This window comes from Pseudomonas sp. FW305-3-2-15-C-LB1 (genome assembly GCF_058787615.1).
In genome coordinates, this window is sequence record NZ_JBYSZX010000014.1 from 39,661 (window position 1) to 52,310 (window position 12,650).

Annotated in this window: 11 protein-coding genes and 1 pseudogene; 3 read left to right on the forward strand and 9 right to left on the reverse strand. The window is 59.2% G+C overall.

The window, feature by feature from the left end; translation table 11 throughout:
- Window position 1: 1 nt before the first annotated feature.
- From AC3WP7_RS23195 to AC3WP7_RS23220, 6 genes are all read right to left on the reverse strand, one after another.
- A complete protein-coding gene (locus AC3WP7_RS23195) occupies window positions 2–877 on the reverse strand; it encodes an ABC transporter permease (protein WP_102592142.1) in 876 nt (291 codons plus the stop codon).
- Window positions 874–1,830, reverse strand: a complete 957-nt coding sequence (locus tag AC3WP7_RS23200; RefSeq protein WP_102592141.1) for an ABC transporter permease — start codon at window positions 1,828–1,830, stop codon at window positions 874–876. The genes AC3WP7_RS23195 and AC3WP7_RS23200 overlap by 4 nt, the downstream gene beginning before the upstream one ends.
- Window positions 1,831–1,849: 19 nt before the next feature.
- Window positions 1,850–3,487, reverse strand: a complete 1,638-nt coding sequence (locus AC3WP7_RS23205) for an ABC transporter substrate-binding protein (RefSeq protein ID WP_102592140.1) — start codon at window positions 3,485–3,487, stop codon at window positions 1,850–1,852.
- A gap of 88 nt (window positions 3,488–3,575) precedes the next feature.
- Window positions 3,576–4,850, reverse strand: a complete 1,275-nt coding sequence (locus AC3WP7_RS23210) for an NAD(P)/FAD-dependent oxidoreductase (protein ID WP_102592139.1) — start codon at window positions 4,848–4,850, stop codon at window positions 3,576–3,578.
- 21 nt (window positions 4,851–4,871) lie between these two features.
- Complete coding sequence (locus AC3WP7_RS23215) at window positions 4,872–5,540, reverse strand: haloacid dehalogenase type II (RefSeq protein WP_102592138.1); 669 nt, start codon at window positions 5,538–5,540, stop codon at window positions 4,872–4,874.
- Window positions 5,541–5,905: 365 nt separating this feature from the next.
- Window positions 5,906–7,381 (reverse strand): aldehyde dehydrogenase family protein, encoded by a 1,476-nt coding sequence (locus AC3WP7_RS23220; RefSeq protein ID WP_102592137.1) that lies wholly within the window; start codon window positions 7,379–7,381, stop codon window positions 5,906–5,908.
- Window positions 7,382–7,607: 226 nt separating this feature from the next.
- Here AC3WP7_RS23220 and AC3WP7_RS23225 point away from each other — a divergent pair, with 226 nt between their 5' ends.
- Window positions 7,608–8,459 (forward strand): GNAT family N-acetyltransferase, encoded by an 852-nt coding sequence (locus tag AC3WP7_RS23225; protein ID WP_102592136.1) that lies wholly within the window; start codon window positions 7,608–7,610, stop codon window positions 8,457–8,459.
- Window positions 8,460–8,480: 21 nt separating this feature from the next.
- Window positions 8,481–9,194, forward strand: a complete 714-nt coding sequence (locus AC3WP7_RS23230; RefSeq protein ID WP_102592135.1) for a cupin domain-containing protein — start codon at window positions 8,481–8,483, stop codon at window positions 9,192–9,194.
- A 78-nt stretch (window positions 9,195–9,272) separates the two neighbouring features.
- Here the strand turns inward: AC3WP7_RS23230 and AC3WP7_RS23235 are convergent, their stop codons facing one another.
- On the reverse strand, window positions 9,273–9,458 hold the full coding sequence (locus tag AC3WP7_RS23235; protein ID WP_102592134.1) for a hypothetical protein: 186 nt from the start codon (window positions 9,456–9,458) through the stop codon (window positions 9,273–9,275).
- Window positions 9,459–9,658: 200 nt separating this feature from the next.
- Between AC3WP7_RS23235 and AC3WP7_RS23240 the strand changes: the two genes are divergently transcribed.
- Window positions 9,659–10,570 carry an N-acyl homoserine lactonase family protein gene (locus AC3WP7_RS23240; protein WP_102592133.1) on the forward strand — a complete coding sequence of 304 codons (912 nt, stop codon included), beginning with the start codon at window positions 9,659–9,661 and terminating at the stop codon, window positions 10,568–10,570.
- Window positions 10,571–10,628: 58 nt separating this feature from the next.
- Here the strand turns inward: AC3WP7_RS23240 and AC3WP7_RS23245 are convergent, their stop codons facing one another.
- Window positions 10,629–11,471, reverse strand: coding sequence for a methyl-accepting chemotaxis protein (locus tag AC3WP7_RS23245; RefSeq protein WP_371918790.1), 843 nt, complete (start codon window positions 11,469–11,471; stop codon window positions 10,629–10,631).
- Window positions 11,472–11,486: 15 nt separating this feature from the next.
- A pseudogene (locus tag AC3WP7_RS23250) lies at window positions 11,487–12,575 on the reverse strand (cache domain-containing protein); the annotation flags it as partial.
- Window positions 12,576–12,650 lie beyond the last annotated feature (75 nt).

The window sequence follows — 12,650 nt, forward strand, 5'->3', positions numbered from 1 at the left end:
TTCAATGGCCTCCCGTGCGTCGACTACGTCGGGACGACAGTCTGTCGATAAACAAATTGACGCCAATGGTCAGCGTGCCGATGGCCAGCGCTGGCAGCACAATGGCCGGTGCGCCCTGGCCGAGGCCGCCAATATTTTCACGCACCAGCGAGCCCAGGTCGGCATCCGGCGGTTGTACGCCGAGGCCGAGGAAGCTCATGCCGCTGAGCAGCAGCACGATGAAACCAAAGCGCAGGCCCAGGTCGGTGAGCACCGGGTTGAGCATGTTTGGCAGGATTTCCACACAGGCGATGTACAACCGGCGCTCGCCACGGGTGCGGGCCACCTGCACATACTCCAAGGCTTCGATATTCACCGCCATGCTGCGGGCAATGCGAAACGCGCCGGGGCTGAAACTGAGCACGGCGGTGCAGATCAGCAGGGTTACCGAGGAGCCGAACGCCGAGACCATGATTAACGCAAGCATCTTGCTCGGGATCGAGATAAAGGCGTCCATCAGGCGGCTGATGATTTCATCCAACCATTTAGGCGACACCACCGACAGCAACGCACAACCGGTGCCCAGGCTGCTGGCCAGGATCGCCGCCACCAGCGCCAGGCCTACGGTGAAACGTGCACCCACGAGGATGCGACTGAGCATGTCGCGGCCCAGGTAGTCGGTGCCGAATGGGTACGCAGCGCTGAGCCCTTCGAAAATGTTGTCAGAGACCACTTCACCCACGGGGTGCGGCGCCAGCCACGGCCCGAACAACGCCACTAACAGCCAGATCACACACACACCGGCGCCCACCAGCCCAAGCCAGGACGGCCCACTGGCCACCTTGCCCGCCGATAGATCAGGGGCAGCAGGCGTTGACTTCACAATGAGGTTGTTCATTGGTTTCTCAGCCTCGGATTGGACAAGATCGCGCACAGGTCGGCCAGTAAAACCAGGCCCAAGTAAGCTGCGCAGAACAACATAGTGCAGGCTTGCACCAGCGCCATATCACGGTTCGTCACCGCATCGACCATCAAGCTGGCGATGCCGGGGTAGTTAAAGATCGTCTCGACAATCACCACCCCGCCCAATAGGTACGACAAGCTCAGGGCGATAGCATTGGCAATGGGCCCGATGGCATTGGGCAGTGCGTGCTGCAACACGATGCGCACCGGACCGACGCCTTTGAGGCGGGCCATTTCCACGTAGGCACTGTCAAGTTGATCGATCACGGCGGCTCGGGTCATGCGCGCCATTTGCGCGACGATCACGCAGCACAGCGTCATCACCGGCAACGCATAAGTGCGCAGGAATTGCAGCGGCGAGGTGATGTCGCTGGCATAAGACAGCGCCGACAACCAACCGAGGTTGACGGCAAAGATCAGCACTGCCAGCGTCGCCACCAGAAACTCCGGCACGGCGACCATGGCCAGGGTGAAAAAGCTCAAGAAGCTGTCGATGCGCCCGCCCCGCCCCATGGCTGAGCCGATGCCCAGTACAAGTGCCACCGGTACCGAAACCAGCGCCGTAGTGGCCGCCAGCATCAGGGTATTGGGCACACGCCCAGCCATGAGTTCACCCACCGGCATGGCATTGGACACTGACACGCCCATGTCACCGCTGAGCAAGCTCATCAACCAATGTAGGTAACGCAACACACCGGGCTGATCCAACCCCAGTTTCAGACGCAGTGCCGCCACCTGCTCCGGGGTGGCGAACTGGCCGAGGGACTGTTGCGCCGCGTCCCCCGGCAGTACCGCCGTGATCGCGAACACGACCATGGACACGATCAATAAGGTCACGACTCCGGCGCCCAGGCGCCGGCCGATCAACCACAGCGTATTGCTATTCATCGCCCTACCCTCACTGTGTTCAAGCGTCCAGCCACACCTGTTCGGCGAACATGTAGCCCATAAAGCCGCCCAGCGGGTTGGAGTCGTAGCCTTTGATGCGCTGGTCGACACCGTCGATGTTGCTGATAAACACCGGTACACCGATACCGCAGTGGTCATGCACCAGGGTCTGCATGTCGGCGTACATCTTGGCGCGCTTGACGTCGTCGGTCTCACCACGGGCCAGCATCAGCAACTGGTCGAACTGATCGTTCTGCCAGCCGGACTCGTTCCAAGGCGCCTTGGACTGGAAGAACTGCGAGAACATCACATCGGCATTCGGCCGTGGATTGATGTTGCCGAAGCTCAGCGGATGCTTCATCCAGTGGTTGGACCAGTAGCCGTCACTCGGTAAACGGTTCACGTCCAGTTTTAGCCCGGCCTGCTTGGCCGATTGCTGCAACAGCACGGCAATGTCCACCGAACCGGTGGCCGCGGGTGAAGCCATCACGGGCATGGTGATGCTTTCCATCCCGGCTTTTTTCAGCAGGAACTTGGCTTTTTCCGGGTCGTAGACGGTCTGCGGCAAGTCGGCATTGAAGTAACGCGAACCCGGCGCAATCGGGTGGTCATTCCCCACCACGGCAAAGCCTCGGAACACTGCGGACTTGACCTGTTCACGGTCCAGCAGCAGCTTCATGGCCTGGGTGAATTCCGGGCTTTTCCCGGGCATCTGATCCTGGCGGATGATCAAGTCAGTGTAGTTGCCCGAGGGTGCATCGACGACACGGTGTTTGGTACTGGCAGCAATGCGTGTCGTGGAGCGCGGGTTAACCTCGTTGATCATGTGCACGTCGCCGGATAGCAGCGCGTTGACACGTGATGGCTCGTCGCCGATGGCAATGAACTCGATTTCGTCGAGGTACGGCAGGCCCGGCTTCCAGTAGTTCTTGTTACGCACCGCAATCGAACGCACGCCGGGCTTGAACTCACCGACAGTGAACGGGCCGGTGCCAATGCCTTTATTGAAGTCGGTGGTACCTTCGGGAACGATCAACAGGTGCGACACCGCGAGAATCGACGGCAACTCGGCATTAGGCGCGCTAAGGCGGATCTGTACTTCATTCGGCCCGCTGGCCTTGATCTCACTGAACTGCTCCATCAGCGGCATGACTTTGGAGCCGGTGAGCGGGTCTTTATGTCGGCTGAGGGAGAACACCACATCGGCGGCTGTGAGACCCTTGCCGTTGTGGAACGTCACGTCTTTGCGCAGGGTGATGGTCCAGAGGGTAGCGTCGCTGTTGTCGATGCGTTCGGCAAGTTCCAGTTGCGGTACCAAGTGCTTATCGAAACGGGTCAGGCCGTTGTAGAACATGTAATGGCGCACGTAGTCGGTGGACAGCGCGCCCTTGGCCGGGTCGAGGGTATCGGCGGTGGAACTGGACATGCCGGCGACGCGAATCTTGCCGCCGGGCTTGCCCTTGCCCGGGCTGGCGGCTTCATCTGCGAACAACTTGCCGGCGGCGCCGAACAGGCTGCCTGCGCCGGCGGCGGCCACACCGGCAACGCCCAGCATCTGCAGGGCGTTGCGACGCGACATGCCACGATTGAGGCTTTCGAATACCCGCAGGCTGTCTTGGCCGGAGATAAGCTCGGGAGTTTTTTTGTTGTCAGTCATATCAAGGCTACCTGTCGAGAATTGGAAGAATCGAGTGCTGCAGATGTCCACAGCGTCCTGGAAACGCAAACGACGGTGACGCAAGAACTCAGTGCAGATAATCCTGAAAGCGGTAATAAGCGCCCACAAAAGGCAGGAACCAAGGCTTGCCAAAGTGTCCAGGGATTGCGGGCCAGTCCAGTTCGCCCCACGGGTTGGCTGCCGTATTACCCGCCATGACCTCAGCCATCACCTGGCCCATGTGCACGGACATCTGAACACCATGGCCGCTGTAGCCCATGGAATGGAACACACCGCCATGCTGGCCGGCGCGAGGCAGACGGTCGGAGGTCATGTCCACCAGGCCACCCCAGCAATAATCGATCTTCACGTGCGCCAGCTGCGGGAACATGTTCAGCATCGCGGCTTGCAACACCTTGCCGCTCTTGGCGTCGGAAACGCTGTCGGACATGGCAAACCGCGCACGTCCGCCAAACAGCAGGCGATTATCCGGGGTGAGGCGGAAGTAGTTGCCGATCATGCGACTGGTCACATAGGCCCGATGCCGGGGCAGCAACTGGTCGATCAGGGTTTGGGGCAACACTTCGGTGGCAATCACAAAACTGCCCACCGGCACGATGCGTCGGCGGTACCAGCCCAAGTCGCCATGCTGACAGGCGCCGGTAGCGAGCAGCACTTGCCCGGCGTGCAACGAACCCTTGGCGGTGTTGACTTGGTAACCGTTGGCCTGGGGTTTCCAGTCCTTGACTGCCGTGTGCTCATAAATCATCGCACCTTGCCGTGCTGCCGCGTCGGCCAGGCCGACACCAAAGCGCCCAACGTGCATCTGCACCCCGTTGCGTTGCAGCAAGCCACCATGGAACTGCGTCGAATTGACTTCGGCGCGGGTTTGCTCGGCGTTGAGCAACTCGACGTCGGCATCCACTTCCTGGCGGATCAGCTCGAAGGTGCGGGCCAGGCCTTCGTAATGCATCGGCTTGGCCGCCAGTTTGAGCTTGCCGTTACGTACCAGGTCGCAGGCAATCCCTTCCTGCTCCACCAGCGAAACCACCGTGTGCACCGCGCTTTCGTAGGCCTGGTAGTAGGCGCGAGCCTTGGCCGCACCCAGGCTGGCGTGCAATCCGGCGTAATCCTGAGCCACCCCGGTGTTGCACTGCCCACCGTTGCGCCCTGAGGCTTCACCGATCACCCGTCCAGCGTCGAGTACTGCCACGCTGGCACCCTTGAGTGCCAGCGCACGCGCCGCCGCCAGGCCGGTGAACCCACCGCCGACCACGACCACATCGACCTGCCGGGGCAAGCCACCCAACTGGGCACTGGTAAAGGCCGGTGCGGTGTCGAGCCAATAGGATTCACTGCCCATGTCTTACCCCCAGGTATGCGATTACAGGCCGACCAGCGCCGGCAGCCCACCGATGTCGGTGATCTGCTGGTAACCGAATGACGCGTTAGCGGGCGTTTCGTGGCCACGGGCAACGAAGGCCTTGTGTTTGATCTTCATGTCATGGGCCGACATCAGGTCATAACGGAAGCTTGAAGACACATGCAAGATGTCTTCCGGGCCGCAACCGAGGTTGTCGAGCATGAACTCGAAAGCCGCCAGACGCGGCTTGTAGGCCTGGGCTTGTTGGGCGGTGAACACTTTATGGAAAGGCGCGCCGAGCTTGTCGACGTTGGACATGATCTGACTGTCCATTGCGTTGGAGAAGATCACCAGGGGGATCTTGTCGGCGATCTTCGACAAACCGGCCGGCACATCGGCATGCGGACCCCAGGTCGGCACAGCGTCGTAATACAGCTGGCCTTCTTCGCGGTAGTCGACACCCCAGCGCTTGCAGGTACGTGCCAGGGCGGTCTTGAGGATTTCATCATAGGGACGCCAGTCGCCCATGACCTGGTCAAGGCGGTAGGCTGAAAAGTCTTTGACGAACTGATCCATCTGCTCGGGCTTGATGCGATCGGCGAAGAGCTCGCGGGTCATCGTGCCCATGTGAAAGTTGGTCAGCGTACCGTAGCAGTCGAACGTAATGAATTTGGGACGAAGAAAGCTCATTGAGTGCGGTCCTGAAGTTCGTTGAGTGTGGCCTGCGTTCGCTGCTCTTGTGGCCCGATCGCCTCGTTGCAGCACAGGTTCATTACACCACTGTGAAATCAGCATATGCCGTCTAAAACGACCTGCGCTCGATACAAACCACCGTTTTGAGGGCAGGCCTCAGCAGAGTTTGCGGTACGTGCCAGGCTTGGGCAGGGCCCGTATTTGTGCGCTTTAAGGGAGCTTTTGGGAGGCACAGGCTTAAGAATGCGCGCTTGAAGCGGCAGAAAGTGTGGTGGAGACAGTTTTTTATGCGGCGCAGGGAAATATCAAGCTATTGCGGGGGGGAGGTCCAAACAGGGAGCGGGCAGGCCCGCTCCCGAAGATCAAAGTGCTTCGATATCAATCAGTACGCTTTTGAAGCGCAGGTTGGCCTCAAAGGCCTCACGCCCCAGGTCTTTGCCGATACCCGAACGTTTGTAGCCGCCCGTCGGCAAGATGTAGTCGTTGCTACGGCCGTAGCGATTGACCCACACCGTCCCCACTTCCAGGCCACGCACCAGACGCAGGGCACGATTGATATCCGCCGTATGCACCCCCGCTGCCAACCCGTAGGTGGCATGCGCAGCGAGGCTCAGCGCTTCATCCTCGGTATCGAACGACTGGATCGTCAACACGGGCCCGAAGATCTCTTCACACACGGCAGGATTCGAATCATTTACCCCGGTCAGTAACGTCGGTCGGTAATAGGCGCCTCCCAGCCCTTCAAACAAACCACCCCCAGTCAGCACCTCGGCGCCTGCCTGCCGTGCACGTTGCACGATACCGTCGATACGGCTGGCCTGCAGTCTCGAAATAATCGGCGACAGGGTGCTTTCCGATGCCCACGTCGGCCCCGGCTTCAACCCCTCGAAATACCCCCGCAAATGCTCGATGAAGGGGGCCATGATCGATCGCTCGATCAACAACCGTGAGCCCGACACGCAGACTTGCCCCGCATTGCCGGTGATTGCCAGTGCCACGGTACGTGCGGTCTTGGCGATGTCCGGCACATCGGCAAACACCAATTGCGGACTCTTGCCACCCAACTCCAATGTCACCGGCTTAGGTCCCATCAGCGCGCAAGTGGACATGATGCTGGAGCCGGTGGAGGTGGAGCCGGTAAAGGTCACCTTACCGATACGCGGATGGCGACACAGCGCATCGCCGGTGGTGCGACCGTCGCCCTGCACCACGTTGAAAATGCCAGCAGGAATCCCGGCCTGCAGCGCCAGCTCGGCAAACCGCAGGCTGCTGAAGGGCGTCAGCTCCGAAGGTTTGAGCACCACTGCATTCCCCGCTGCCAGCGCCGGGGCGACTTTCCATGACGCCATGCTCAGGGGGAAATTCCACGGTGCAATCGCAGCGATCACGCCATAGGGCTCGGCAATCTGCATCCCGAGACGATCGGTCTGGGTCGCCGCCACACTGCCGCCATGCTTGTCAGCCATCTCGGCAAAGAAACGGATCCCTTCCGCAACATAGGGAATGTCCCATGCAATCACATCTTTATGTGGCCGCGTCGAACCGACTGCTTCCAGCGGTGCCAGCACCGCCGCGTCGGCCTCAATAAGATCGGCCCAACGACGCATCACCCGCGCTCGCTCACGGGGTGGGCGGCTGGCCCAATCGCTGTGGGTAAAGGCGTGCCAGGCATTGTTGACGGCCTCGTCCACAACGTCGGCATCGGCAACCGGCAGCTCGGCGTAAGCCACGCCATCCGAGGGGCGCACCACTTCCATGCCGGGGCCGGCGTCACGGTATTGACCGCCGAAAAAGTGGGCGCTGCGCACAGCGATAAGGCGAGGGTCGAAGCTGTCCATGGGGTACTCCAGAAGGGTCACGGTGCGCGAAAACGCAGGCCTCCATCGTAGAAAAAAACGCCTGGCATTTGCTGCTGACCTCAGGGTGCAATTAAGTAGTAACTATGGTCTTGTGGTGTGCGGCACATGGAATCTGCCGAATGTGTCTAACCCTCTTGCCAGCATTTCGGGCAGGTGGGATACAGGCATTCTCGCGCTGCAAACACATCGTTTATGGAGACTCGCCATGTCCGCCCTGCCGCACCCTACTTATGTCTACCGCCCGATGACCGAGGCTGATCTGCCTGCCGCTCACGCACTGTCAGTACAACTCAAATGGCCCCATCGCCTGGAAGACTGGGCAATGCTGCAACGGGTCAGCGACGGCTTCGTGGTACTCGATGGCGAGCGTCTCATCGGCAGCGCTTTTACATGCCCTCAGGGCGATTACGCCACCATCGGTTTGGTGATCGTCAGCAATGACTACCAAGGCCAGGGCGTAGGCCGCCGCTTGATGGAAAAGGCTCTCGCCGCCTGTGGAACACGTACGCCAATGCTCAACGCGACGCTAGCGGGCGCGCCGTTATATGAAAGCCAGGACTTTGTTGAGTTTGGGCGAGTGCAGCAGCACCAGGGCCAGATTAAAGTGCCTACGCTGCCGGAGCTGAGTCAGGGTGAAACTTGCCGCCCGCTGCAAACTAACGACCACGCCGCCTTGCTGGCCCTGGCCAAGGCTGCCAGTGGCCTGGACCGTCGCGACGTATTGCGCGACCTCCAGGTAGAACACGCTGTGGGCATTGAGCGCGACGGTGAACTCCGAGGCTTCGCCCTGTTGCGCCCGTTCGGGCGTGGGCGCTGCATAGGCCCGGTGGTGGCCGAGAATATCAACCAGGCCAAGCACCTGATCGGCGTGTTGCTGGCGCAGGTGCCAGATGCCTTCGTACGCATCGACATCCCCGTCGCCTGCGGCCTCAGTGACTGGCTCGAACAGGCCGGTCTGAAAAACATCGACACCGTTGCGCAGATGGCCCTGGGCACCCCGCCCCAATCCAGCCGCGGCGTCCACCCGTTTGCCCTGATTACCCAGGCGATTGGCTGACTTTCCTCCCGGAGCATTACCATGTCATCTCCCCGCATTTTGCTGTTGGCGCGTGCCGACGGCAGCCGCGTCCCTACCCCTTTCAAAAGCGCAGCGCTGGGCGAACTCGACCCCTTCGGTGAAACGCGTCAAATTGCCTGGCAAGGCGACGACGGCGTATCTGCTGGCCTGGTTTCGTTCAGCGGCAACAGCGTGATCGACTCCTACCCTTACAGTGAAACGCTAGTGGTACACGCGGGTTCAGTGGTGCTGAACAGCGCAACACTGACGCTGGAACTTGGCGTAGGAGACTGCGCAGTGATCGGCCTTGGTACGCGCCTCACCCTTCAGGCAAGCAGCGACAGCCAATGGGCCTTCTGCGCCGTCGACCTTGCGAATGTCCCCGCTCGCCCAGGCCTGACCTTGCTGGCGCCCCACACCCAGCTGAACCCGTCCGCCGCGCCAGAACCACAGATCCTGATCGGTCCCACCCCACAGTGCCGCGCGCTCAACCTGTTCGACGATGCCAGCACCGAACTGCGCGTCGGCCTATGGGATTCGACGCCCTACGCTCGCCATGGGCGGCCGCACAAACTGCATGAATTGATGTACCTGCTGGAAGGCAGCGTTACCTTACAAGACGACGCTGACACAACAGTCACAGTCGGTACCGGCGACACCGTTTTTGTTGCCAAGGGCGCACCGTGTGCGTGGAGCAGCGCTGTGTATGTACGCAAGGTATATGCAGTGAAGTAAGGGTCGGACGTTACACCCGCTCGAGACACGTACAAAGGCATATACAGCGCGCCTTTGGCGGCTTGGGCGGCTTGCTCCTCAAGAGAAGCGGGTCGCCACGGCATCCCACAGATCCCTATCGCCCAAACCATCAGCACATTGAGTTTCAAGCATCCATTCCGGGCATTCGGGAGGAAGCTCGCTGACTTGATTGAGCTGACTGATGTCGTCTGCAGTGAGCGCGAGGTCAATAGCGCGAATCAGAACCCAGTTGTAATAAATCATGCCCGGTTCAAACATCGCCCCCCAAAATCACAACACAATAATATTGACATATTGTAATACAATTATTTAGATTGTTTTGCGCGCCTATTGTCTGCGCGAGGCGTCCTTGCTCTCAGGTGACCTGCCCCAGCCAACCGTTGGGAAATGCTGAAAATGCAACGAGCGCGAAATCATTCCCCTCTTAAAACAAGAAGAACGTGATGAAAAAAGAACGCACTGTAGTGAGTACGAATAAATTTGGGTTGAGCCTATGCATGGCAGCGGCGCTATGCAGTGGAGGCTGGGCTAACGCCCAAACGCTCCCCTCCTCTGCGGCACAGCATCGGCCCGCAATGGCGCCGTTGCCGATTGTTAAAACGCCGCGCGTCTATGTGCTCGACTGCGGACAGCTGATTTACAACCATCCGGAGTCCTACAATCTGACGCGTGAGGAAGTGGTCGACACTAACATGCCCGTCACCTGCTACCTGGTGATACACCCCAACGGTGTTTTGTTGTTCGACACCGGACTGTCCGACCGGTTGATCGGGCGCCCGGTTTATGAAAATACGATCGATGGCTATGGCCAGATTGTCACCAAAACACTGCTCAGCCAGCTGGCCGACATCGGAGTCGCACCCTCGGACATCAACTACCTTGCGCTATCTCATTCGCATTTCGATCACGTGGGTAACATCAGCGAATTCCCGAGCGCAACCTGGCTGACCTCCAAAGCAGAGCAGGACTTCATGTTCACTGCACAGGCCACCCCGGAAAACGCAGCGTCTTTTGCCTCACTCAAACACAACCCACAGCAATTGTTTAAGGGCGACCACGATGTGTTCGGCGATGGCTCAGTCATTTTGAAGCAAACCCCAGGCCATACCCCCGGCCACCAATCACTGTATGTGAAGCTCAAGCAATTTGGTGGGGTCCTGATCTCCGGCGATCTTTATCACTACCCCGAAGAACGCACGAAGAACCGCATGCCTGATAAGGAAAAGCATGCCGGTACACCGGAGTCGAGACAGGCCATGGAGGATTTTCTCAAGCAAACCCACTCGCAACTGTGGATCGGTCACAGCACCGAGTTCGTGCGTAACGCGCTTAAATCCCCTGCCTGGTATGAGTAAGCAATAACGTCACACCTCGAGGGCCAATGCCGATATTGGCCTTCGTCCTGCGCGGCTATCAAGTACGGAAACGCCGGACCAGGCTGTCCAGTTCGGCGGACAACCCGGCCAGGCCCGAAGAGTTAAGCCGCGCCGATTCGGCCAGTTCCGCTACACGTTGCGCATCCCCATGGATCTGACTGATGTGCAGGTTGATGCCTTCTGCCACCTGGTGTTGTTCTTCGGCTGCTGTGGCGATTTGAGTATTCATGTCTCGAATCACATCCACTGAATCACGAATAAGTCCAAAGCTGGTACGCGCCACTCCGATACGGTTTACCGACTGTTGCGAAACGTCCAGGCTGGCACGCATCTGCTGTGTAACGAGCCCCGTGCGCTTGGCCAAGGTGCCCAGCAGGCCGTCGATCTCGGCGGTGGAGTCCGCCGTGCGCTTGGCCAGCGCGCGCACCTCATCAGCCACGACGGCAAACCCCCTCCCCTGCTCGCCCGCACGCGCCGCCTCAATGGCGGCATTCAACGCCAGCAGGTTGGTCTGCTCGGCGATCGAGCGAATGGTGCTCAGGATCGACTGGATATCATTGCTATCACGCTCCAGTTGTTGCATCGATTCGGCAGACTTCTCGATTTCATGACTCAGTTGGTCAACGCTGCTGACCGCCGCGTCTATCTGCTGCTGCCCCTCACGAGCCTTTATCCAACCGCTGTCAGCCGACTCCGCGGCCTGGGTACATGAGCGCGCAATCTCGTTGGCGGTGGCAACCATTTCATGAAACGCGGTTGAAACCATGTCCACGGCCTCGCGCTGTCGCCCGGCCACGTCGGCCATATCACTGGAAACCTGCGTAGCGGCCTGGGATGTCGTCAGAATGTTATGTGCGGCCTGGCCGATACTGCTGATCATGTTGCGGATGGCCGCCAGGAATTGGTTGAACCAACGGGCCAACTGCGCGGTTTCATCATTGCCACGCACGTGCAGGCTTTGCGTAAGATCGCCATCACCCTCGGCGATACCTTGCAAGCCACTGGCGACGCCGCGGATTGGCCGTACGATCAAGCCTGCGAAGCTCGCGCCGACCAGCGCAAATACCAGCGCCAGTACGCCCGCAATAATCGCAATCACCCAGGCAAGGTGGGTCGCGGAACTCATGACCTCCTGTTGTTTGATCAGCCCAATAAAACTCCAACCCAGTTGCTCGGAGGGCCAGACGTTAGCCATGTAGCGCTCACCATTGAGCTCAACTTCAAACGCGCCTTTCCCAGGTTTGGCCAACTGGTCATAGCCGCTGCCGATCTGCGTCAAGGTCTTGAAGTTATGATCAGGTTGCTGAGGGTCTACCAAGACCTTGCCGTCGCGCTCGACCAGCATCAAGTAGCCGCTCTCGCCGAGTTTGATGTGCTTAATGATTTCGGTGAGTTGCTGCAATGATACGTCGATACTGATCACGCCGCTGTTGCTACCCAGTTGGGTATCGATACTGCGAACGACGCTGACATACACCGCATCTTTAGGGGCGTAGTAGTAAGCATCGGTACGCAGAGTCTTGCCTGGGCTGCTTAACGCAGACTTATACCAAGGCCGTTCGCGGGGGTCGTAATTAGCGCGATTGGGATTGTCGGGCCAGGAAACGAAACCGCCGGCGCTGTTACCGAAGATGATGTTGGAATAAGCCGAGTGGCTATTGGCCAAATGGGCATAGAAATCGAAGATCCGCTTATCCAATGCGCCTTGCGCAATGCTAGGAGCATCGGCTCCGCTGTAGTTTTTCAGGCTACCGTCAGCAGTGCGCAATATCGGCTGAGAGGCGAGGTAATCGACATTCTGACGAATGCTTTCAAAGTACAACTGCATCGCGGTATCGACTTGGCGTATTTCGCGACTGCTGCCTTCAATAAAATCATGGCGTGCGTCATTGCGCAGATCCATGACGACCAGTGTTGCAATCAGGCAGACAGGCAAGCAGGCGATGACAACAAACGCCCAGGTCAATTTCTGTTTGACGTTCATCGGCACTCCAGAGTGTTATCGAGTCATTTTTATTAGTGGATTGCGTAGAACGAGGTAGCCCTGAGTCAGGCTGAG

Excerpts from the sequence above, each read along its gene's own strand:
- AC3WP7_RS23195 (WP_102592142.1), bottom strand. The coding sequence starts at position 877 with ATGAACAACCTCATTGTGAAGTCAACGCCTGCTGCCCCTGATCTATCG.
- AC3WP7_RS23200 (WP_102592141.1), bottom strand. The coding sequence starts at position 1,830 with ATGAATAGCAATACGCTGTGGTTGATCGGCCGGCGCCTGGGCGCCGGA.
- AC3WP7_RS23205 (WP_102592140.1), bottom strand. The coding sequence starts at position 3,487 with ATGACTGACAACAAAAAAACTCCCGAGCTTATCTCCGGCCAAGACAGC.
- AC3WP7_RS23210 (WP_102592139.1), bottom strand. The coding sequence starts at position 4,850 with ATGGGCAGTGAATCCTATTGGCTCGACACCGCACCGGCCTTTACCAGT.
- AC3WP7_RS23215 (WP_102592138.1), bottom strand. The coding sequence starts at position 5,540 with ATGAGCTTTCTTCGTCCCAAATTCATTACGTTCGACTGCTACGGTACG.
- AC3WP7_RS23220 (WP_102592137.1), bottom strand. The coding sequence starts at position 7,381 with ATGGACAGCTTCGACCCTCGCCTTATCGCTGTGCGCAGCGCCCACTTT.
- AC3WP7_RS23225 (WP_102592136.1), top strand. The coding sequence starts at position 7,608 with ATGTCCGCCCTGCCGCACCCTACTTATGTCTACCGCCCGATGACCGAG.
- AC3WP7_RS23230 (WP_102592135.1), top strand. The coding sequence starts at position 8,481 with ATGTCATCTCCCCGCATTTTGCTGTTGGCGCGTGCCGACGGCAGCCGC.
- AC3WP7_RS23235 (WP_102592134.1), bottom strand. The coding sequence starts at position 9,458 with ATGATTTATTACAACTGGGTTCTGATTCGCGCTATTGACCTCGCGCTC.
- AC3WP7_RS23240 (WP_102592133.1), top strand. The coding sequence starts at position 9,659 with ATGAAAAAAGAACGCACTGTAGTGAGTACGAATAAATTTGGGTTGAGC.
- AC3WP7_RS23245 (WP_371918790.1), bottom strand. The coding sequence starts at position 11,471 with ATGATCAGCAGTATCGGCCAGGCCGCACATAACATTCTGACGACATCC.